The sequence below is a fragment of the Mycobacterium sp. P2_H7 genome, assembly GCF_056403275.1.
The window spans coordinates 1-19138 of sequence record NZ_JBFUFU010000019.1; the positions used below are offsets into that span (position 1 = coordinate 1).

Sequence of the window (19138 nt, forward strand, 5' to 3'; positions counted from 1 at the left end):
GAGTCGAAGGCGGTGTGGTCGACGTTGTTGGTGAGTCGTTTGCAGACCAGTTTGCCGATCCAGGCGTTGAAGTCTTTTTGCCCGTAGATGCCGTAGGTGTGCAGTTCGTGGGCGAAGTTGGTGTCGGGGTCCCGGTCATAGGCCGGATCAGCGTGCGCGACCCCAGCACCAGCGAATGTCATTGCGGTGCCGACGATGGCACCGATCAGAGCACGTTTCACGGCAAAGCCTCCTCGGGCGTTTTCTGAATCGGGGTGGGCCAGTTCGACGGGAGCGGACGTTGGCGCACCCGCTGTGGCCACCAGAACCACTTACCCAGCAACGCCGCGATCGACGGGGTCATGAATGACCGCACGATCAAGGTGTCGAACAACAGACCCAGACCGATGGTGGTACCGATCTGCCCGAGAATCACCAGGTCACTGAAGATGAACGACGCCATCGTGGCCGAGAACACCAGACCGGCGGCCGTGACCACCCGGCCCGTGCCTGCCATGGACCGGATGATGCCCGTGTTGAGGCCGGCGTGCATCTCTTCCTTGAACCGCGACACCAGCAGCAGGTTGTAATCCGCACCCACCGCCAGCAGCAGGATGATGGCCAGCGGCACCACGATCCAGTACAGGTGGATGCCGAGAATGTACTGCCACAACAACACCGACAAGCCGACCGAGGCACCCAACGAGATCGCGACGGTGCCTACGATCACGAGCGCGGCGACGATGCTGCGGGTCACGAACATCATGATCAGCAGGATGAGAGCCAGTGCGGCCAACGCCGAGATCAGCAGGTCGTACTTGCTGCCATCCTGAATGTCCTTGTTGGTGGAGCCGATTCCGGCCACATAGACCTTGGCATCCGACATCGGCGTCGCCTTGAGCGCGTCGAACACCGCATCCTTCATCGCGTCGATGTGGGGGATGGCCTCGGGATCGGCCGGATTGCCTTGGTGGGTCACGATGAACCTGGCCGCCTTGCCGTCCGGCGAGAGGAACAGTTTGAGCCCACGCTTGAAATCGGCGTTGTCGAAGGCCTCCGGGGGCAGATAGAACGAGTCGTCGTTCTTGGCGTCGTCGAACGCCTGACCCATCGCGGTGGCATTCTTCAGGGCTTCATCGCTCTGCGCGTTGGTGCCACCGGTGGTCGCGTAGTTCGACAACGTGAGGTCGCGGTTGCGTTCCTGGATGGCGATCTGCGGCGGAAGCAGCGCAACCAATTTCGGTTGCAGGGCGTCCAACTTGTCCAGGCTGGCCGTGATGGTGCCGAACTTGTCGGACAGCTCCGAGATCCCGTCCAGGGAATCGAACACCGACCGCAACGCCGAGCACATGGGAATGTCGAAGCAGTGCGGCTCCCAGTAGAAGTAGTTGCGCAGCGGGCGGAACTGATCGTCGAAATTGGCCAGTTTGTCCCGCAGGTCGTTGACCGTCGTCACGGTGTCGTGGAACGCCTGGGTCTGCTCGTGGGTGGCCGCTGCGCTCTGCTGCTGAAGCGTGAGCTGCTGGCGCAGGACGGCGATCGTGTTGTCGATCTCGTTGGCCTGTTTGAGCAGATCATTGGCCCGGTCCTGCTGGTAGCCCAGATTCATGATCTGACTGGCACTGGTCGCGCTGATCTGGAACGGGATCGAGCTGTGCGTGATCGGCGTTCCCAGCGGCCGCGTAATCGACTGCACCAGAGCAATTCCCGGGGTGTGCAGCACCGCTTTCGCTGCGCGCTCCAGGATCAGCATGTCGGCCGGATTCCGCATGTCGTGATCGGTTTCGATCATCAGCAATTCGGGGTTGATCCGCGCTTCGGTGAAATGCCGTTCGGCGGCCTCCATTCCGATCACGCCGGGTGCCGTGTCGGGGATGTAGGGACGGTTGTCGTAGCTTGTCTGATAGCCGGGCAGGGCGAACACCCCGATGAGGGCGATCGCGCCCGTCACCACCAGGATCGGCCCCGGCCAGCGCACGATGGCCGCACCGATGCGGCGCCAGCCGCGGGCTCGAAGCTGTCCCTTGGGCTCCAACAGCCCGAATCGGCTGGCGATCAACAACACCGCAGGCCCCAACGTCAGCGCGGCGGCCAACGTCACGAGCACGCCGAGGGCGGCCGGGATACCGAGTGTCTGGAAGTAGGGGAGCCGAGTGAACTGCATGCACGCCACCGCGCCGGCGATGGTCAATCCCGATCCGACGATGACATGGACGGTGCCCCGGTACATGTCGTAGTAAGCCGGTATCCGCTCCAGGCCGTTGCTGCGTGCCTCCTGGTAGCGGCCGACGACGAAGATCGCGTAGTCCGTGCCCGCCGCAATCGCCAGCAGCGTCAGCAGATTCGTCGAGTAGGTGGACAGTCCGATGACTCCGGAATGGGCCAGGACCGCCACCACGCCGCGGGCCGCGGCGAGTTCGATGGCCACCGTCAACAGCACGATGACCATGGTCACCAACGACCGGTAGACGAACAGCAGCATGATGCCGATGACCAGGAAGGTGATGGCGGTGACTTCGTGGGTGCCTTCGCTGCCCACCTCGAAGTTGTCGGTCACCAGCGGGGACGCACCGGTGACGTAAGCCTTGATGCCCGCGGGCGGCGGCGTATCGGCCACGATCTTGCGTACGGCGTCGACGGATTCGTTGGACTGCGCCTCGCCCTGGTTTCCGCGCAGGTACACCTGGGTCAGCGCGGCCTTGCCGTCCTTGCTCTGTGAACCGCCGGCGGTGAGCGGATCGCCCCAGAAGTCCTGAACGTGCTCGACGTGCACGGTGTCCTCTTGGAGCTTTTTCACCAGGCCGTCGTAGAAGGTGTGCGCCTCGGGACCGAGCGGCTGATCGCCCTCGAGCACGATCATTGCCGCACTGTCGGAATCGAATTCGTGGAAGACCTGGCCGATGTGTCGCATCGCGAGGATGCCCGGTGCATCGGGCGCGTTGAGCCCCACCGACCGCTCCGCGCCGACGACCTCCAGCTGGGGAGCGATGATGTTGGTGACCGCCGCGATGCCGATCCAGATCAGCAGGATCGGCACCGACAGCGTCCGGATGAGCCGCGCCATCCGGGGTTCGACCGGGGCTTCGTGCTGGGCTTCGTGCGGGGCATTGCTCATGCCGTCTTGTCCAAGCACGCGATGTATCCGTTCACGTTGTTCGCGGACCTTTCGTCCTTGACGATGCCGTTGACGGTGATGCGGCAGCTGATGGTGTCTCCGTCACCTTGCGCGCGCAGGTCGGCGTACAGCGTCGGGTCGTCGGTGGTCAGCGTCTGCGACCAGGGCAACGGCACGTTGCTCACGCGTTGAGGCTGCGCATGGATGTCCAGGAAATTGATGGTGGCCACCGATCCGGGTGAGCCGAACACCTCGAACAACACCTGTTTGGGGTTGTAGCCGGTGTTCTCCAGAGCGTCGGAGCCCGGTCTGGAGATCTCGTTGTCGGAGCCGAAGATGCCGTGCAACCGGTTGACGGTGAAGCCGACGAGAGCGACCACCAGGATGGCCACGATCGCGATCCATTGCCGGAGTGCGAACTTGCTCACCGAGAACTTTTTCAAGCCAATGCCTTTCGACGCCCCCGCTGACGATCCGCACACTGACACGCTGTGAATCTGTCACGTAAAGGAGAACGGTACGGTACCGTACGACGTGTCGCAACCGCTTGACGTGCGAAGAAATGACTGCTCTCCACGCACCGTCTCGGTGCAACGCCGCGATGTGACTCTGGTATTCCATTCATAAGGGGTAAGGAAAGGACGCACGATGACCTCCGATCACCCGGACGACGCGAGCCGCTGTCCGTGGAGCGAACGCGAGGCCGAGCTACTGGCCATCACCTTGGAGCTGCTGCAGGAGCACGGGTACGACCGTTTGACCGTGGAAGCGGTGGCGATCAAGGCCAAGGCCAGTAAGGCCACGATGTACCGCCGGTGGCCGTCCAAGGCGGATCTGGTGCTCGCAGCCTTCATCGAGGGCACCCGGAGTACCGCGATCCCGCCGCATACCGGGTCGTTGCGCGGCGACCTGCTGGAGATCGGGCGCACCACCTGCCGGCAGTCGCAAGAACACATGCGGACCATGCGTGCGGTGCTCAACGAGATGTCGCACAGCCCTGCGCTGCAGGACGCGATGCAGGAGAAGTTCGTCCTTCAACGCAAATTGGTGATCGACGGCGTCCTGGCCGAGGCGGTGCAGCGTGGCGAGATCGATGCCTCGGCCATCAACGAGGAGATCTTCGATCTGCTGCCGGGCTATCTGGTCTTCCGGTCACTGGTGTCCGACCGGCCTCCGACCGATGACACCGTACGCGCGGTGGTCGACGGAGTGTTGTTGCCGAGTCTCAGAGGCCGGCAGGGCACGTAGTCCGAATCACGGCAGTGCGTAGTCCATCGGCAGTCCGTTGAGTCCGGTCGCGTCGCGGTGTGCGACCACGGTGGCGACGTTGGTGTTGCCACGCGTCACGCCGAGGATTGCCACTTCGTCGTTGACGGCGAAAGCGTTTGCGGTGCCGCCCATCTGGCTGCCCGCCGGGGTGATCCCATTGGTCTGCGCGTCGACGACGTACGTGCGGGCCACACCGTCGGGTCCCTGGGCGGTGACCGAGTTGGGCGAGACCGCGATCAGTCGGCCCTCCTGGCTGATCGGTTGACTGATGCCGGCGTCGGGCGCGGGTGGCGGCGTGGCCGTGGCGGCGGAATCTGCCACTCGCATGATGACCGCTGCGGCGACGGCGGCGAACGCGACCACGAAGGAGAGGGCCAGCGCGATGGCGGTCGACCGCGGGCCCTTGCGGGCATGGCGTCCGTCTCTGAAGCTCATCTCCTGATCCCCTCTCGTCAGCTGGCCCCCGGGTACCCGACTGCTCCGCCGGGAAAACCAACAGGCCGATGGTGGGGACAACCGACCTGCGGGTACCCCCATTCCCGTGTGGACGACGACCAGGCACATCGATGCTCCCGCCGGCAGGGTGTGGGCGGCCCTGACCTCGCTGTCGGCGTGGCCGAAGTGGGGTCCGACGGTGGCGAGGGCCGAACTGGACGACGGTGGCCCGTTGCGCCTCGGCGCCCGCGGAATGGTGTGGACCGCGGTGGGTGTGCCGCTGCCGTTCGAGATCACCGAATTCGTGCCAGATCGGATGTGGGCGTGGAAGGTGGCGGGTGTTCCGGCCACCAAACACGGCGTCGACCCCGTCGGGTCGGGGTGTCGTGCCTGGATGAGCGCGCCGTTGTGGGCGCCGGCCTATCTACCGGTACTTGCCGTGGCCCTGCACCGCATCGAGGCCATGGGCGGGTGAGAGCTACCGTTTGACAGCGCTGACCAGCGTGTTCGCTTTGATCATGAGCTCCGATTGCGATCCCGCCTCAGGTAACGGGCGCCCGAGGCTGCTGATCTGGTCGGCCAGCGGGGTGGCCTCGCTGTTCCAGCCGCGCTCGCCGAACCAGTCGGCGGCCTTCGCGAACTGTTCGTTGTAGATCAGATCGAAGAAGGCGCTGTCGCCGTCGATGTCCCCATCGGCGGAAGCCTTGGCCGCTTCGTGGGCTTCGGTCGGCATCGGATCACCTTCCTCGATGCCGACGTGACTGCCCGGCGCGGCCAGCGCGTCGATGCCGCGGAACAGCTCGCCTTGGGCGGTGGCGGGTAGGTAGATGAGCAATCCCTCGGCGATGAACGCCGCCGGGGCGGTCGGGTCGAAACCCGCCTGCCGCAACGCCGAACCCCAGTCGTCGCGCAAGTCGACGGCCACGTCGACGCGCCGCGCGTTCGGCGTCGTGCCGTGCTTCTCGAGAACCTCGCGCTTGAACTCCAGCACCCGGGGTTGGTCCAACTCGTAGGAGACCGTGCCGGCCGGCCAGGACAGGCGGTACGCGCGAGAGTCCAGCCCCGCCGCCAGCATCACGATCTGCCGCACACCGGCTTCGGCAGCGCGCATGAAGTAGTCGTCGAAATACTTCGTGCGCGCGGCCTGGAAGTCGACGAAGTGGGTGCCGAAATCCGTTGTGGTGAGCCGGCTGTCGGTCTCTTTACCGTCGACGAGGTCGGCCCATTGACCGCCGACGGCCCGGCAGAAGACGGCGGCGTAAGGATCGACCGCCAGCGGATCGGGCTTGCGGGCCTCCAGTGCTCGGGCCGCGGCGACTAACAGAGCCGTCGAACCCACGCTGGTGGTGATGTCCCAGGTGTCGTTGTCGGAGCGCATGGCCGCGAGGGTACCCGCGTTCGCAAATCAGGTATCCCACAGCACGTTCAGATGCGCGGGCGAACGCATCAACGTCCCTTCGATGGTCGGTGCCGGGTGGTCGGGGTCCAGACGCAGGCCGGGCAGCGCCTCCAGCAGAGCGCGGACCAGGCCCTCGGTTTCGACCTTGGACAGGTGCATGCCGAGGCACATGTGCACGCCGTACCCGAAGCCGAGGGTGGAATGGTAAGGCCGGGCCAGGTCGAACCGATCGGGATCCTCCCACCGCGCCGGGTCGCGGTTGGCAGCCCCGATCAGCACCATGACCGTGGACCCCGCGGGAATCCGCACTCCGCCGAGTTCGGTGTCTCTGGTGGCCAGGCGCGGGACGAACTGCAGCGGCGTTTCCCACCGCACGGCCTCGTTGACTGCGGCGCTCAGCGCGGCCGGGTCGTTGCGCACCGCGTCCAGTTGTTCGGGGTCGGACAGCAGCGCCACCATGAGCGACGAGGACGACCGGTATGTCGTCTCCGCCCCGGCCGGCAACAACAGCCGCAGGAACGAACAGATCTCGTCGTCGGTCAACCGCTGGCCGTCATGCTCGGCGTTGGCCAGCACCGAGATGAGGTCGGCGGTGGGCGATTGGCGCCGCTCGGCCAGCAGCGGCGCGAACATGTCCGCGAGCTTGGCCGCGCTCGCCAACCCTTTGTCCACGTCGTAGGACAGCGTGAGCAGTTCGATCGCGGTGCGGTGGAACGCCGAGTACTGCGTCGGTGGGAGTCCCAGGATCGCGGCGAAGGTCCGCATTGGAAAAGTGAACAGGAACCCGCGGACCAGGTCGGCGTGCCCGGCGGGCCGCAACTCGGCCGTCATCTCGTCCAGCATCGGAGTGATGAACCGAGATTGCCACCCGCCCATCGTCTTTGGGCCCAGCGATGGTTGCAGCAGGCTGCGGTACTCCCGGTGTTCGGGCGGGTCCATCTCGATCAGGGAGCGCCCCATGACCTTGGTGACGATGTCGAAATATGCGGCATTGCTGAAGGTCGCGGGATCGAGCAGCGCCTGTGCGGCGGCCTCGTAGGAGTACACGCTGAAGGTCGGTGGACCGCCGCCGCTGTTGCCGGGCATGTTCAGGTGCGGCAGTCCGGCATGGACCGGCGCCTCGGCGCGCAGGGCGGCGTAGGCCGCGTGCGGCGAGGGCTGCCCGAACCCGATCAGGAGGTTGAACGTTTCGAATGACTGCCACACGTCGTCATCGTGGTGCTGATGGTCCCGCTCGACGTCGAGCAGTTCAGATGCAGGCTGCATGTGAGTTACGGTAACAGCGGTGAGTCGACAGCAACAGGCACTTGCGACACGGACCGCGATCATTTCTGCGGCCCGGGATCTGTGGGCGCGCCAAGGGTTCTTTGCCACGAGCACCTCTGACCTCGTCAGCGCGGCCGGCGTCGGCACCCGGGGCGCGTTCTATGCGCACTTCGCCGATCGTGAGCAGTTGTTCCTCGCGGTCGTCGACGACGTGCACCGCAGGATTGCTCACCTACTGGAAGACCGGGCTGTGTCCTCCGAGGATCCGCTGGTCGCCCTGCAGGCGGTCTTGCTGTCGTTTCTCGACATCGTGGTCGAGGCGCCCGACGTGCAGGCGTTGTTGGTCGACGGCCCCGCGGTGTTCGGGCCCGCGCGCTGGCATCAGGCCGAGCAGGCCAGGGGCTTGGTTCCGATCGAGCAGCGCATCATCGAGGCGATCGACGCCGGCGTCATCGAGAGCCAGCCGGTGCGGCCGCTGGCGATGATCCTGCTGATGCTCGTGAACGACACCGCGCTGATGATCGCTGCGGCCGACGATCGTGGCACCGCGCGCCGGGATGCGGGCGCGGCGCTGGCGCGACTGGTCGGGGGATTGCGTGCATGATGCACGTATATGTGTTAGCGTGGCGCCATGGTTCAGGCGATCACCCCCGAGTCCGTCCTGCCCGACGGCATGGACGGCAGCGACTTCGGTGGCCGACATGTGCGTAAAGGCACGGTCCGGGCCGCGATAGAGAACATCAAGGCGTTGCGGGAGCTCAACCCCGACGACCCCGCCTATCGGACACACGCGGACGCGCTGCGCGACCTCGCACCGGCGCTGGAGGCTGTCGAACTCTTCGACCACTTCACTCCGCGCGATCCGGACATCGCGGCACTGTTCGGTCGCTGATGCCGAGCGAGCGGGCTGAGCTCGCCTGTGATATCGCCAATCATGTTGTGACACTGCTCAGTAGAAGCTTTCGCAGTGGTCTCTACGGCGAACTGACCGCCGGCCTCGACGAGGCGATCGATGCTGCGACGTATCCGGTGATCAGTGGCCTGGCGCGGGGCGGTCCGACCACGGCCGCCGATCTGGCCGCGGCGATCGGTATCGATCGTTCCGTCGTCAGCCGGCACGCCTCCCGGTTGGAAGAGGCCGGACTGGTGCAACGCACATCGCACCCCCGCGACAAGAGGGCGACGGTGCTGACGCTGACCGAGCGCGGGGTCGCGGCAGTCGCCACCATGCGTACCCGCCTGTTCGGACAGTTCGAGAATGCCTTCGCGGCCGCACCCGAAGAATTGATGCGTGGCACCCGAGACGGACTGGCGCATGTCATCGAGGCATTCGAAGCCTGAGTGACCGTCGAATCGACGCTATGACGTCGCCATCCAGATGCCTAGCGCGACCATGATGACGGCGATCGCCCCGTCCAGGACCCGCCACGTCAGTGGGGTGGCGAACAACCCGGCCAGCCGCTTGGCGCCCAGGCCCAGCCCGGTGAACCACAGTGCGCTGGCCATCACCGCACCCGCTCCGAAAAGCCAACGCTGATCCCGGTTTTCGTTGGCGATGGAGCCGAGCAGGACAACGGTGTCGAGGTAGACGTGCGGGTTCAACCAGGTGAGCGCCGCGCAGGTGACGAGCACCTCGGCCAGTCGCGCGGGGGCCTTTCCGGTCGGACTCAGCGTCGACGGACGAAAGGCGCGCCGGGCGGCCAGCGCGCCGTAGCCGATGAGAAAGACGGCTCCGCCGAGTTTGGCGACGGTCAGCGCGTCGGGATGCGCGGTGATGATCGCCCCGACCCCTGCGATCCCGGCGGCGATGAGGATCAGGTCCGACACCGTGCACAGCGCGATCACCGGGATGACGTGTTCGCCGCGGATGCCCTGGCGCAGCACGAACGCATTCTGCGCGCCGATGGCGGCGATCAGCGTCATGGTGGTCAGGAAGCCGAGGAGGACGGGCGAACTCATATCTGTGACGGTAAGGCCGGTCGCGTCGACAGTACAGCTAATAATTCTTAGCTTGCATTAGCAGCGCTTATTCCGCCCAGAACTCTGAGCGTCGCGGAGACCAGCGGGGAATGAACCCGGGCCGGTTGATCTTTCGTCGAGAGGCGTTCGCCCGCCGGGATGAATCTGCCGCAGTCAATTCGCTACGCGGTCGAGCCGCCCCATCGCCACGACAACCACCGGCGCCGCGAGCTCGACGCCGAGCAAGAGATCGTGGAATCGATGTGGTCGACCCAGGGTGGCGCGCGTCACCAGCCGGCCGATGCCGCCCAGCGCCATCAGATTCGCGAGGGTGCGCAGGCGTTTGAAGTCCGGTGTGGGGCCGGACACGGCGTCGAGCCACCCCAGCCCATATCCGGCAAAGACGGGGCCCATGAAGCGAATGTGGGAATCCACAGTCGCATCAGCGGACATCCCGGGCTCTGCGCGTACCCCTCCGATGAGCTGTACGCCCCCAATTGCGACGCATGTCCATCCGATCACACGCCCCACGCGTGCCGTCTTCGTCATGATCCCAGGATCTCACGTAGGAAGGCGCGAGTCAGGTGGCTGCGTCGTACGCCTCTTGAATCGCGGCGGGAATCCGCCCGCGAGCGGAGATGGTGTGTCCGTTCTGTGCGGCCCATTCGCGGATCGCTTGCGCGCGTTGGGGACCGGTCGCCGCGGGCTTCGCGGCGTTGCCCCGAGAAGCCCTGCCCTTGGCGACCGGCTTCTTCGTCGCAACGTGGCTTGCCGGCCGAACTTTCATACGGGCTGATCGTTCGTCTCGGGTCTGCGCCTTCTTGGCGGCCCTGATGTAGCGAGCAACGTCCTTGTCGAATTGGGCGCCATTCTTCTTCGTCAAGACAAGTGTGTAGTCCTTGCCGCGATACGAAAATTCAATGGTTTCAACGGATTCTGCATCAATCGGTACACCGTCGATGTCATCGACGTATTCGACTGTCACTATCTTGCCCACGAAATTCCTTCCAAACGCAACGGGTTATCGCGTGCAGCCTAACGCGCCGGGCATGAGACGCCCTGTCCGGCGGAGGAAACGTTCTACGTGATGGACCAGAATTCCAGCAGCGTGCGGATGGTGGCGACCAGTGGCAGCGGCTGGTCCAGCATCGGATGGTGGCCGGCCTCGGCGAGTTCGACGAACGGTCCCCGCAATTGGAGCAGTGAACGGATCTGGTCGGCCATCGGTGGTGGAACCAGGCCGTGCTCGCAGCGCAAATAGCCTATCCGGCAAGGGATTCGGGCGAATACGTTCTCCAGGATCTCCTCGTCGGCAGGGGTCTCCTCCAGGCGCAGGCCGCCGAAGATCTCGGGGTCGAACTTCCACACCCATCCATGATCGGTCTTGCGCACGGACTGCGCGGCGATGTGTCGTTCGATGTAGGGCAGCGTCACCTCTTGGGTGGGTACCGCGCGGAAGCGGGACAGGATGTCCTCTTCGGTGCGGTAGCCCGGGGTGTCGCGGCGCCGGTTGCGCAACCGCACTTCTTCCGGTGCGCGGTCGCGCAGCGGTGAATCGATGACCAGGGCGCTGTCGATCTGCGTGCCGTAGCGGGTGGCGGTGGCGGCGCCGACCCAGCCGCCCATGCTGTGGCCGACGATGGTCGGCCGGGTGGGGGAGCCGCACGCCTGCGCGACGGCCAGCACCTCGCGGGCCCACATCGACATGGAGTACTCGGGGCGGGTGCCGCTGTCGCCATGCCCGCTCAGATCCAGCGCGACCACCCGGTGTGTGGTGGAGAACAGCGGAGCGAGATGGTCCCACCAGCCGGAGTGTGCTCCACCGCCGTGGACGAACACCAGTGCGGGCTTGGTGGTATCGCCCCAGAGCCGCAGGTGGATGGTGCAGCCGGAGACGTCGATCGTCGCATGATCGGGAGTCTGGGCCAGCGCGGTGGTGAACCAGGTGGGTACGTCTGCTGCCACGGGTGGCTCCGATGGCTGGGCGCGCCGAAACTTTCGATTCACGTTGTGAGTTTGGCGCATGACGTCATTGAGGTCGAACTGACGCAGGCTTCTACCGACCGCCGCTTGCCTGATTGTTGTTCTTCTGCGCTCCCCAGCCGTGCACCCTGTCGACATCGATGAGTGCGCTGACCCGCGCCCGGTCTCGGGTTGGGTAGGACTCGCCGGTGTAATGGCGCGACAGCGCGTCGATATCCGCGAGACCCTCGTCGTCGTATATTTCGGTGACGCGGCCGATGACGGTGACGTGGGTGTACCAGTCGGATCCATCGATGACGGTGAGGGAAACCCGTGGGTCCTTCCTCAAATGCTCCAAGCGCTTTCGGCCCTCGTCCATGTTGACCAGGATCTGCTCGCCACGCAGCAGATACCACGTCGCTGCCGAAACAGGCTGCCCGTCACTGCGTACGGTGCTGATGACGGATGGGTTGGGTTTGGCCAACATCTCCTTGGCCGCAGCGGACAATGGTGAATCTGGCATCGGGTCTCCTCTGGCTGGTGTGGGCGCATGGCGATCAGGTGGCGAAGCTAGCCCAGAATCGGGAACCTGCGCTCCCGGGCCAATTCGTCCAGCGCCGCTTGCATGACCATCCGGACGTGCGCGTCGACCTCGTCGATGTCGGGGTCCTCGCCGAACTGTGCCGCCACGTCGATGGGTTCGAGTACCCGCATCACGATCTTGGAGGGCAGCGGGATGTTCGACGGCAGCACCGTCGTCAGTCCGAAGGGCAGACCGAACGCCAAGGGCAGAGCCTTGAACCGGATCTTGTGCAGTCCCAGCTTGCGTGCCAGACCGTCACCGCGGGCCAGGAACAGCTGGGTCTCCTGACCTCCGATGGACACCATCGGCACGATCGGGACGCCCGTCTCGATCGCCGTGCGCACGTACCCCGTGCGGCCCTGGAAATCGATGGTGTTCGCTTCGTGGGTCGGCCGGAACGCGTCGTAGTCGCCGCCCGGGAACACCAGCACCACCGCGTCGGAGTTCAGCGCGGCAGCCGCGTTGCCCGGCGACGCCTCGATCGCCCCGGCTCGCGACAACACCGAACCCCAAGGTCCCATCAACACCCCGTAGTGGGCCAGGATGTGCAATGGCCGGTCATAGCCCATGGCGTCATAGAACGCAGGCGCGAAGATCAGCACGTCGGGGGTGAGGACACCGCCAGAATGGTTGGACACCACCAGCGCCCCACCGGCCGGCGGCAGATGGTCCAAGTCGTTGACCTCGGCGCGGAAGTAGCGCTTGACGATCGGTCCGACCGCACCGCATATCCGTCGGGCCACCGTGGGATCCCATTTGACGATCTGTGCGTTTTCGTCGCTCATCACTGTTCCGTTCAGCACGTACGCCGTGCACATCACGGAATGCCCGCTTTCCGGCGCGCTGAACCATCACCCGCTTGAAACGCCGGCGAATGGGTATAGATCGGACGTGGGAGAGGGCTTCGTTGACTGGTGGAATCCGCTTGTGGACGAGCATCTCTATCATCGTGCCAAGGCCGAGGTCTTCGACGGCGAGGAACCGGATGTCGTTGCGGCACTGCAGATCGCCACCGAGTTGTCGAACGCCGGTTGCCGCCCCGGGGCAGGGCGCACCATCGGGTACTTTCGCGCGCTGGCTACCCTCGGGCTGCTCGACGCCACCGTGGTTCGGGTGGCCGAACCCCATCTGGACGCCCAGGCGATCCTCTATCAAGCCGGACTGGGCGCTGTGATCCCCACCATCGGCGCTGATGCGACGTCCACCTGGGGTGTGTACGCGGCGCACATGCCCGGCGTCCGCCTCGAGGCGCACGAGGGTCCGCAGGGCTGGACGCTGAGCGGCACCAAACCATGGTGTTCGCTTGCGGGACAGCTCTCGCATGCCGTGATCACCGCTGAGGTGGCCGGTCACGGGCAGCGGGCCTTCGCGGTGCGACTCGATTCCGCGCACGTCACCACCGCGCCGGTGCGGTGGGTCGCGCGGGGCTTGGCGGCCATCCCCAGCGGACCGATCGAGCTCGACGGCGCGCCGGCCGTCGCGGTAGGCGACCCGGGCTGGTACCTGGACCGGCCCGGTTTCGGGTGGGGGGCCATCGGCGTCGCCGCGGCCTGGTATGGCATTGCTCGAGCCTTCGGGGCGAAGCTGGCGGACCACGCATCCACGCGTACCGCGGACCGAATTATATTGTCGCAGTTGGGCAGTGTCGACGAGATGTTGTTCGCCGCCGGCGCCTGCCTGGAGCACGCCGCCGACACCATCGACGCCGGGGCCTGCCCGCAGACGACGCTGCTGCTGGCGCAACGCGTGCGCGCGGTCGTCGTGCGCTGCGCCGAAGCCGTCCTGCAGACGGCGAGCCATGCGCTGGGGCCCGGACCCTTGGTCGGCGACGAAAGTTACGCCCGCCGCGTCGCGGACCTCGGCGTGTACCTGCGCCAGCATCACGCCGAACGCGACCTCGCCTACCTGGGTGAGCTCGTCCTCGCGGGAATGGAGACATCTCGTGGCTGAGGCCCGCTCGTTCAGTCACCGCGATGTGGGCACCAGCGAACCGGCCTGGCTGCTCGACGCTGCGTGGGACCAGGTACCCCGGTTGGATCTGGACGCGGTGCTGGCGTGCTGCTCCCGCGTCGTCGTGGTGGCGCCGCACCCCGACGATGAAACCTTGGCGCTGGGCGCGACCCTGGCCGATCTGCGCGCGCGCGGCGTCGACGCCACGGTCGTATTCGTCACGCACGGCGGTGCGGCGGATCCGCGTCGCGCCGAAGGCGATCGGGCTCTGGCCGCGCTCGGTCCGGGCATTTCGGCGGTGTGGTGGGACCTGCCCGACGGCGCCCTGGACCGGATGGCCGACCAGTTGTGCCGACGGTTGACACCACTGGTCGACGAACACACTCTGCTGTTCGTGCCCGTCGAGACCGACGGGCACGCCGACCACGACGCCGTCGCGCGGGCCGCCGAATCCGTTGCCCGCCGGCAGTCGGCCATCCTGCTCAACTATCCGATCTGGCTGTGGCACTGGGCGACACCCGATGACATGGAGTGGGCAAGGGTGCGGGTCCTCACGCCGAGCCTGCGGGGCCTGCGCGCGAAATCCTCGGCGATCGACTGCTACACCACACAGCTCGTCGCCGCCGACGGATTCCCGATCGTGGGTTCGGCCGTACTGAACCGCGCGTACCGCGTCGTCGAGACGGTATTGATTCCTGCGGCGCCGGACCTGGCCGCACGGGTCGGTGCATTCATCGACTCCGGCCGGCCGCGAGACACCATCGCGCAGCCTTTCGACGCCATGTTCGATTCGGGTGGCGACGATCCGTGGCACCTCGACGATTTCGCCTACGAACGGCGGAGGTTCGCCGTCGTGCTCGCGTGCCTGGGCCGAGATCGCTACGCCGACATCCTCGAGGTGGGGTGTGCCACCGGGCAACTCACTGAGATGCTCGCCGCTCGCGCGGACGAGGTGGTCGCCATGGACGCCAGTCCGCGGGCCCTGGCGGTGGCCCGGACACGGTCGGACCGGGTGCGGTGGATACTCGGCGCCGCACCGGCCGACCTACCCAGCACACCATTTGACGTGGTCATCCTTTCCGAGATCGGCTATTTCCTCGATGGGGAGGAATTGCTGGGCACGCTGCGGGCCGCGCGGCGCCTGGTGCGGGAGCACGGCGAGATCGTGCTGGCGCACTGGCGTGGCCCGGTCACCGACACCCCACTGGACGGTGCGGCGGTGCATGCACAAGCCGCGGCGCTGTTCGACCTGCCGCTGCGGGCCCGGTACGAAGATGCCGACCTGCTCGTCGAGGTGTGGGGCCGGCCCGTTTCCGTCTACGACGAATATCGCGACGGGCCATGAGCACCATCCGGCACGTCGAGGTGGTCATACCGGCGAACAACGAACAGGGCCGGATCGCCGCATGCCTGCGCAGTGTGTGCGCTGCCGCCGAGCACCTCGCGGAGCACCGTCCCGAGGTGTCCTGCGGCATCACGGTGGTGCTGGACTGCTGTACCGACAGCACCCCCGCCGTGGTCCGTGGCTTCGGTGTGCACGCGCTCTCCGTTCAAGCCGGGTGTGTGGGCACCACACGGCGAACGGGTATCACCGATGCGATCTCGCGCGCGGCGCTAGCCGGAGTGGTGCAGCAGCAGTTGTGGATCGCGAACACCGATGCCGACACCGTGGTGGACCCCACCTGGTTGGAACGTCAGGTGGCACTGGCCAACTCGGGCTTGGACGCCGTCATCGGGACCGTCACGCCCATGGACGTCAGCCCGCGGGTCTACCAACTGTGGCGCAAGCGCTACCAGCTCGGCGAGAACCACCACCACGTGCACGGCGCGAATCTGGGTTTCCGTGCCGGCGTCTATTCGAGCGCCGGAGGTTTCCGCGACATCCGAAGTGAGGAAGACGTCGACCTGGTCGCGCGCATCCAGCAGGTCACGACGAGGTGGGTGGCCACCCATCAGACCACTGTCCAGACCTCCGGCCGCCAACTGTCGCGCGTGCAGGGCGGCTTCGCATCGTATGTTGCTGCGCTGGAGGCCATGTGATGCGGATCGCGGTGATCGGCACCGCACGGCACCCGATCGCCGAACCCTACGCCGGCGGTCAGGAACGCTTCACCGCTGACCTGGTACGCGGCTTTCGCGGCCGCGGACATCACGTCGAATTGTGGGCGCGGGCCGGCACGGATGTGGCGCTGGCCGATCGACTACACGAGTTGGCGGAGACCCCGGCGTTGTCGACGATCGCCTCCGGCGACCCGAACATGCCCGAACCCGAGTTCCTCCGGGATCAAGTCGCGTACCTCGGCGTGGTCCGTGACCTGTTGGGCCGCAACGACATCGATGCGGTGGTGAACCAGAGCCTGCATCAACTTCCGCTGGCGGCGAGTTCGGCGATGCGAACGCCGATGGTCACGACACTGCACACACCGCCGTTCCCCTGGATGGAGATCGGGGCGTGGCTGGCCGGCGAGTCGGCCCACCTGGTCGCGGTCAGTGCGGCTCTGCGCAGGCAATGGGAGACACTGCCGGCCGTGCACGTGATCCACAACGGGGTGGACGGCGACCGCTTTCCGGCGGGACCCGGCGGAGACGTACTGGCCTGGGTGGGCCGGCTGACGCCCGAGAAGGGGGCTGACCTTGCGGTGCACGCTGCGGCCGTCGCCGGAATCCCATTGCGGTTGGCGGGCCCGATCAGTGATCCGGTGTGGTTCGATCACGCCATCCGGCCGATGCTCGGACGTGGTGCCGAATATGTTGGTGCACTGACGGATACGGAACTGGCTGCATTTTACGGAGAGAGCGTAGCGACCCTGGTGACGCCCCGCTGGGAGGAGCCGTTCTGTCTGGTGGCCGCGGAATCTCAGATGACGGGCACACCCGTGGCGGGCCTGCGCCGAGGCGGTCTACCCGAAGTGGTCACCCCGCCCGGGGGCACGCTGGTCGATCCCGGTCCCGGCGAGGTCGACCGGCTCGCAGCGGCGATCGTCACCGTGACGCGGGCCGACAGGGGTGAGGTCGGCCGATGCGCACGGGTTCGGCTCGGCAACGACCGGACGGTGCAGGCCTACGAGGATCTGCTGATGGCGGTCGGCGATCAGCCGCCGCGCGCCTTCCACCGCCGATAGGCGGCCGGCAGGCATACTGCGCAGGGCCGGTATCCGGCGGCGATCGCGGTCGGTTCGTCGGCGAAGAACACCCGGTGTTCGAGGTAGCCGCCGGCGGCCAGCGTGCGCAGCGCCGACGGACAGTCCAACCGCCCGTAGAGCTTTCCGCGGCGGTGCCCACCGAGGGTGCCTGGCGCCGGGCTGGTGTATGGCCGGCCGTCCGCACCGAGCAGGCGGTAAGACTTCATGCCGCGTCGTGGAAGACCAGCCCGAGGCTGAACCGTGTGCCCGACCGCACGGTGGACACGCCGTGACGGATCGGCGCCGCCGACCATCCGCGCTGCGAGGCGACCGGACGCTCGCGGGTGGTGAACACCAGACCGTGGCCGTGCGGGATGACGATCGAGGTGCCCCGCGATTGCGCGCGTGGCCGCTGTTCATAAAGCAGGAACTCCCCACCGGTGTGGTCGACGCCGGGCGCGCTCAGACTGATCACTACTTGTAGCGGAAAGATCAGCTCTCCGTACAGATCTCGGTGCAGGGCGTTCCAGTCTCCCGGACCATACTTCAACAGGATCGCCGTCGATTTCGGTTGCCCCGCATCGTGACACATGCGCAGCCAGTCATCGAGACTGTCCGGCCACGGGGCGTCCCGGCCGAGCTTGGACCACCAGTCGCGTGCGATCGGCAGCAGTCGCGGGTAGAGCGCGTGCTTGAGATCGTCGAGGACGGTCGGGTAGGGCCTGCCGAAATAGCGGTACTGACCCTGTCCGAAGCGGTAGCGCTGCATGTCGATCGTGGAGCGGAACCGCACCTCGTCGTCGTAGAGCGCGGCGATGGCGGCCGCCTCGGCCCCCGACACCAGCGGGCCGAGGGGGGCGGCGCCGACGTTGTTCAGCTGGTCGGCCACGTGCGCCCAATCGGGCGTCATCACGCGGCTTCCAAGTCGAGCAACAGTCGCTTGGCCTCGGCACCGCCCAGGTAGCCGCCCATGGTGCCGTCGCTGCGGACGACGCGGTGACACGGCACGACGACCGGCAGCGGGTTGGTCGCGCAGGCGGTGCCGACGGCGCGGACGGCCTTCGGATTGCCCGCCAACGCGGCGACCGCCGCATAGCTGGCGGTGTGCCCGTACCCGATGTCGGGGAGATGGCGCAGCACGGTGTTGCGGAAGCCTGCGGACAACCGCCAGTCCAGCGGCAGGTCGAAGTGGCGACGGGTGCCGGCGAAGTACTCGTCGAGGGCGTGCGCCGCGGCGTCGAGGCGCTCGGGCGCCAGCAGGATCCGTGGGCTGACCTTGTCGGCCAGCTGCTGCAGGACGGCGTCGTGGCCCTCGCCGGCGAACGCGACGCGCAGCAGGCCCTGGTCGGTGGCCGCGATCAGGAGCGACCCGACGGGGCTGTCGACGACGCGGTAGGCGATGTCGAGGACACCGTCGCGATCCGCGTCGGCTGCAAGCCGGGCCTGCAGCGCGGCAAGGTCACCCGCGCCGGGGGCGGTGGTCCGGGCGAGATCGAGGATCGGGTCGGTGGTCATCAGTGGTGTCCTTTCGTGAAGGTACGTCGCAGCACCGCGATACCGTCGGCCGCCGCGCGCCGGGTGGCGTCGGGGCTGCTGCCGGTGATGTGTGCGATCTCGGCGTACGGCAGGCCGGCCAGGTAGTGGTAGGCCACCGCGTGTTTCTGCTTGGGCGACAGGCGATTCAGCGCGTCCAGGAGATCGCTGCGGTCGTCGTCGCGCGTTGCGGTGGGTCGGTCCGGGAGGTCGTCGGTGGGGACGGCGCGGCGTGTCCGGAGGCGGATGATGTCGACCGCCTTGCGGTGGGCGATCGTCACCAACCAGGCTTCGACGTTCGCGTCGGCCGGTAGGTCCGGGTAGGCCTTCAGCGCGGACAGGAAGGTCTCTGACCACGCGTCGTCGGCATCCACGGGTCCGACTATCACCCGACAGACTCGCAACACGGTGGCGCCGTGATCGGCGACCACCGCTTGGAAGGGCTGTTTGACTGTCACACTGGGTAGACGCTCCGGCCGCACGTTTTGTGAGTATCGATTGTGGAGCATGGTCGCGGCAAAAGGGCCTCCCACGCAACGCCCTCGGCGTCGAGTAGCGATACCCGC

Annotated in this window: 24 protein-coding genes and 1 pseudogene; 9 read left to right on the plus strand and 16 right to left on the minus strand. The window is 66.6% G+C overall.

Annotated features, from left to right (window positions below; translation table 11 throughout):
* From AC1DY7_RS25270 to AC1DY7_RS25280, 3 genes and pseudogenes are all read right to left on the minus strand, one after another.
* Positions 1-182, minus strand: a pseudogene (locus AC1DY7_RS25270) (DUF732 domain-containing protein); the annotation flags it as partial.
* Positions 183-217: 35 nt separating this feature from the next.
* Positions 218-3043: an MMPL/RND family transporter gene (locus AC1DY7_RS25275; RefSeq protein WP_477496750.1), complete on the minus strand. Its 2826-nt coding sequence runs from the start codon at positions 3041-3043 to the stop codon at positions 218-220.
* A gap of 47 nt (positions 3044-3090) precedes the next feature.
* The gene (locus AC1DY7_RS25280) at positions 3091-3522 is read right to left on the minus strand and encodes an MmpS family transport accessory protein (RefSeq protein WP_477496486.1); all 432 of its coding nucleotides are present in this window, start codon (positions 3520-3522) and stop codon (positions 3091-3093) included.
* Between the two features lie 220 nt (positions 3523-3742).
* Between AC1DY7_RS25280 and AC1DY7_RS25285 the strand changes: the two genes are divergently transcribed.
* Complete coding sequence (locus AC1DY7_RS25285; RefSeq protein ID WP_477496487.1) at positions 3743-4342, plus strand: TetR/AcrR family transcriptional regulator; 600 nt, start codon at positions 3743-3745, stop codon at positions 4340-4342.
* Positions 4343-4348: 6 nt separating this feature from the next.
* Here AC1DY7_RS25285 and AC1DY7_RS25290 read toward each other — a convergent pair whose 3' ends face one another.
* Positions 4349-4798, minus strand: a complete 450-nt coding sequence (locus AC1DY7_RS25290; protein ID WP_477496488.1) for a hypothetical protein — start codon at positions 4796-4798, stop codon at positions 4349-4351.
* Between the two features lie 106 nt (positions 4799-4904).
* On the opposite strand from AC1DY7_RS25290, the gene AC1DY7_RS25295 reads away from it, so the two are divergent.
* A complete protein-coding gene (locus AC1DY7_RS25295) occupies positions 4905-5273 on the plus strand; it encodes an SRPBCC family protein (RefSeq protein ID WP_477496489.1) in 369 nt (122 codons plus the stop codon).
* A 3-nt stretch (positions 5274-5276) separates the two neighbouring features.
* On the opposite strand, the gene AC1DY7_RS25300 is transcribed toward AC1DY7_RS25295, so the two are convergent.
* Both AC1DY7_RS25300 and AC1DY7_RS25305 read right to left on the minus strand, forming a co-directional pair.
* Positions 5277-6176, minus strand: a complete 900-nt coding sequence (locus AC1DY7_RS25300; RefSeq protein WP_477496490.1) for an SAM-dependent methyltransferase — start codon at positions 6174-6176, stop codon at positions 5277-5279.
* A 27-nt stretch (positions 6177-6203) separates the two neighbouring features.
* On the minus strand, positions 6204-7463 hold the full coding sequence (locus AC1DY7_RS25305; RefSeq protein ID WP_477496491.1) for a cytochrome P450: 1260 nt from the start codon (positions 7461-7463) through the stop codon (positions 6204-6206).
* Positions 7464-7482: 19 nt separating this feature from the next.
* Here AC1DY7_RS25305 and AC1DY7_RS25310 point away from each other — a divergent pair, with 19 nt between their 5' ends.
* From AC1DY7_RS25310 to AC1DY7_RS25320, 3 genes are read left to right on the plus strand one after another with little or no spacing between them, the layout of a single operon-like run.
* The gene (locus tag AC1DY7_RS25310; protein WP_477496492.1) at positions 7483-8067 is read left to right on the plus strand and encodes a TetR/AcrR family transcriptional regulator; all 585 of its coding nucleotides are present in this window, start codon (positions 7483-7485) and stop codon (positions 8065-8067) included.
* A 27-nt stretch (positions 8068-8094) separates the two neighbouring features.
* Entirely contained in the window at positions 8095-8355 is a 261-nt protein-coding gene (locus AC1DY7_RS25315) for a hypothetical protein (RefSeq protein ID WP_477496493.1), read from the plus strand.
* A gap of 47 nt (positions 8356-8402) precedes the next feature.
* Entirely contained in the window at positions 8403-8804 is a 402-nt protein-coding gene (locus AC1DY7_RS25320; protein WP_477496494.1) for a MarR family winged helix-turn-helix transcriptional regulator, read from the plus strand.
* Between the two features lie 18 nt (positions 8805-8822).
* Here AC1DY7_RS25320 and AC1DY7_RS25325 read toward each other — a convergent pair whose 3' ends face one another.
* From AC1DY7_RS25325 to AC1DY7_RS25350, 6 genes are all read right to left on the minus strand, one after another.
* Complete coding sequence (locus AC1DY7_RS25325) at positions 8823-9422, minus strand: LysE/ArgO family amino acid transporter (protein WP_477496495.1); 600 nt, start codon at positions 9420-9422, stop codon at positions 8823-8825.
* Positions 9423-9596: 174 nt separating this feature from the next.
* Positions 9597-9971: a DUF4345 domain-containing protein gene (locus tag AC1DY7_RS25330; RefSeq protein WP_477496496.1), complete on the minus strand. Its 375-nt coding sequence runs from the start codon at positions 9969-9971 to the stop codon at positions 9597-9599.
* 31 nt (positions 9972-10002) lie between these two features.
* A complete protein-coding gene (locus AC1DY7_RS25335; protein ID WP_477496497.1) occupies positions 10003-10419 on the minus strand; it encodes a histone-like nucleoid-structuring protein Lsr2 in 417 nt (138 codons plus the stop codon).
* An 83-nt stretch (positions 10420-10502) separates the two neighbouring features.
* Positions 10503-11447 (minus strand): alpha/beta fold hydrolase, encoded by a 945-nt coding sequence (locus tag AC1DY7_RS25340; protein WP_477496498.1) that lies wholly within the window; start codon positions 11445-11447, stop codon positions 10503-10505.
* A gap of 31 nt (positions 11448-11478) precedes the next feature.
* Entirely contained in the window at positions 11479-11907 is a 429-nt protein-coding gene (locus AC1DY7_RS25345; RefSeq protein WP_477496499.1) for a PPOX class F420-dependent oxidoreductase, read from the minus strand.
* Between the two features lie 47 nt (positions 11908-11954).
* Positions 11955-12752, minus strand: a complete 798-nt coding sequence (locus tag AC1DY7_RS25350; protein ID WP_477496500.1) for a lysophospholipid acyltransferase family protein — start codon at positions 12750-12752, stop codon at positions 11955-11957.
* 142 nt (positions 12753-12894) lie between these two features.
* Here AC1DY7_RS25350 and AC1DY7_RS25355 point away from each other — a divergent pair, with 142 nt between their 5' ends.
* The 4 genes from AC1DY7_RS25355 to AC1DY7_RS25370 are packed head-to-tail and all read left to right on the plus strand — an operon-like array spanning position 12895 to position 17039.
* The gene (locus tag AC1DY7_RS25355; protein ID WP_477496501.1) at positions 12895-13917 is read left to right on the plus strand and encodes an acyl-CoA dehydrogenase family protein; all 1023 of its coding nucleotides are present in this window, start codon (positions 12895-12897) and stop codon (positions 13915-13917) included.
* The gene (locus tag AC1DY7_RS25360) at positions 13910-15262 is read left to right on the plus strand and encodes a bifunctional PIG-L family deacetylase/class I SAM-dependent methyltransferase (protein WP_477496502.1); all 1353 of its coding nucleotides are present in this window, start codon (positions 13910-13912) and stop codon (positions 15260-15262) included. The genes AC1DY7_RS25355 and AC1DY7_RS25360 overlap by 8 nt, the downstream gene beginning before the upstream one ends.
* A complete protein-coding gene (locus AC1DY7_RS25365; protein WP_477496503.1) occupies positions 15259-15957 on the plus strand; it encodes a glycosyltransferase family 2 protein in 699 nt (232 codons plus the stop codon). The genes AC1DY7_RS25360 and AC1DY7_RS25365 overlap by 4 nt, the downstream gene beginning before the upstream one ends.
* The gene (locus tag AC1DY7_RS25370) at positions 15957-17039 is read left to right on the plus strand and encodes a glycosyltransferase (protein ID WP_477496504.1); all 1083 of its coding nucleotides are present in this window, start codon (positions 15957-15959) and stop codon (positions 17037-17039) included. Before AC1DY7_RS25365 ends, AC1DY7_RS25370 begins: the two co-directional genes overlap by 1 nt.
* Here the strand turns inward: AC1DY7_RS25370 and AC1DY7_RS25375 are convergent.
* Genes AC1DY7_RS25375 through AC1DY7_RS25390 form a run of 4 tightly spaced genes read right to left on the minus strand, consistent with a single transcriptional unit; the run spans position 17009 to position 19030 of the window.
* On the minus strand, positions 17009-17266 hold the full coding sequence (locus AC1DY7_RS25375) for an Ada metal-binding domain-containing protein (protein ID WP_477496505.1): 258 nt from the start codon (positions 17264-17266) through the stop codon (positions 17009-17011). The two genes, AC1DY7_RS25370 and AC1DY7_RS25375, sit on opposite strands and share 31 nt — an antisense overlap.
* The gene (locus AC1DY7_RS25380; RefSeq protein WP_477496506.1) at positions 17263-17949 is read right to left on the minus strand and encodes a 2OG-Fe(II) oxygenase; all 687 of its coding nucleotides are present in this window, start codon (positions 17947-17949) and stop codon (positions 17263-17265) included. The genes AC1DY7_RS25375 and AC1DY7_RS25380 overlap by 4 nt, the downstream gene beginning before the upstream one ends.
* Complete coding sequence (locus AC1DY7_RS25385; protein WP_477496507.1) at positions 17949-18554, minus strand: methylated-DNA--[protein]-cysteine S-methyltransferase; 606 nt, start codon at positions 18552-18554, stop codon at positions 17949-17951. The genes AC1DY7_RS25380 and AC1DY7_RS25385 overlap by 1 nt, the downstream gene beginning before the upstream one ends.
* Complete coding sequence (locus AC1DY7_RS25390) at positions 18554-19030, minus strand: RNA polymerase sigma factor (RefSeq protein WP_477496508.1); 477 nt, start codon at positions 19028-19030, stop codon at positions 18554-18556. Before AC1DY7_RS25390 ends, AC1DY7_RS25385 begins: the two co-directional genes overlap by 1 nt.
* Positions 19031-19138: the final 108 nt, after the last annotated feature.

What these genes read in the sequence shown, in the direction of transcription:
- AC1DY7_RS25275 (WP_477496750.1), bottom strand. Translation starts at nt 3,043, where the DNA reads ATGGCGCGGCTCATCCGGACGCTGTCGGTGCCGATCCTGCTGATCTGG.
- AC1DY7_RS25285 (WP_477496487.1), top strand. Translation starts at nt 3,743, where the DNA reads ATGACCTCCGATCACCCGGACGACGCGAGCCGCTGTCCGTGGAGCGAA.
- AC1DY7_RS25290 (WP_477496488.1), bottom strand. Translation starts at nt 4,798, where the DNA reads ATGAGCTTCAGAGACGGACGCCATGCCCGCAAGGGCCCGCGGTCGACC.
- AC1DY7_RS25300 (WP_477496490.1), bottom strand. Translation starts at nt 6,176, where the DNA reads ATGCGCTCCGACAACGACACCTGGGACATCACCACCAGCGTGGGTTCG.
- AC1DY7_RS25305 (WP_477496491.1), bottom strand. Translation starts at nt 7,463, where the DNA reads ATGCAGCCTGCATCTGAACTGCTCGACGTCGAGCGGGACCATCAGCAC.
- AC1DY7_RS25315 (WP_477496493.1), top strand. Translation starts at nt 8,095, where the DNA reads ATGGTTCAGGCGATCACCCCCGAGTCCGTCCTGCCCGACGGCATGGAC.
- AC1DY7_RS25325 (WP_477496495.1), bottom strand. Translation starts at nt 9,422, where the DNA reads ATGAGTTCGCCCGTCCTCCTCGGCTTCCTGACCACCATGACGCTGATC.
- AC1DY7_RS25330 (WP_477496496.1), bottom strand. Translation starts at nt 9,971, where the DNA reads ATGACGAAGACGGCACGCGTGGGGCGTGTGATCGGATGGACATGCGTC.
- AC1DY7_RS25340 (WP_477496498.1), bottom strand. Translation starts at nt 11,447, where the DNA reads ATGCGCCAAACTCACAACGTGAATCGAAAGTTTCGGCGCGCCCAGCCA.
- AC1DY7_RS25345 (WP_477496499.1), bottom strand. Translation starts at nt 11,907, where the DNA reads ATGCCAGATTCACCATTGTCCGCTGCGGCCAAGGAGATGTTGGCCAAA.
- AC1DY7_RS25350 (WP_477496500.1), bottom strand. Translation starts at nt 12,752, where the DNA reads ATGAGCGACGAAAACGCACAGATCGTCAAATGGGATCCCACGGTGGCC.
- AC1DY7_RS25365 (WP_477496503.1), top strand. Translation starts at nt 15,259, where the DNA reads ATGAGCACCATCCGGCACGTCGAGGTGGTCATACCGGCGAACAACGAA.
- AC1DY7_RS25370 (WP_477496504.1), top strand. Translation starts at nt 15,957, where the DNA reads ATGCGGATCGCGGTGATCGGCACCGCACGGCACCCGATCGCCGAACCC.
- AC1DY7_RS25375 (WP_477496505.1), bottom strand. Translation starts at nt 17,266, where the DNA reads ATGAAGTCTTACCGCCTGCTCGGTGCGGACGGCCGGCCATACACCAGC.
- AC1DY7_RS25380 (WP_477496506.1), bottom strand. Translation starts at nt 17,949, where the DNA reads ATGACGCCCGATTGGGCGCACGTGGCCGACCAGCTGAACAACGTCGGC.
- AC1DY7_RS25385 (WP_477496507.1), bottom strand. Translation starts at nt 18,554, where the DNA reads ATGACCACCGACCCGATCCTCGATCTCGCCCGGACCACCGCCCCCGGC.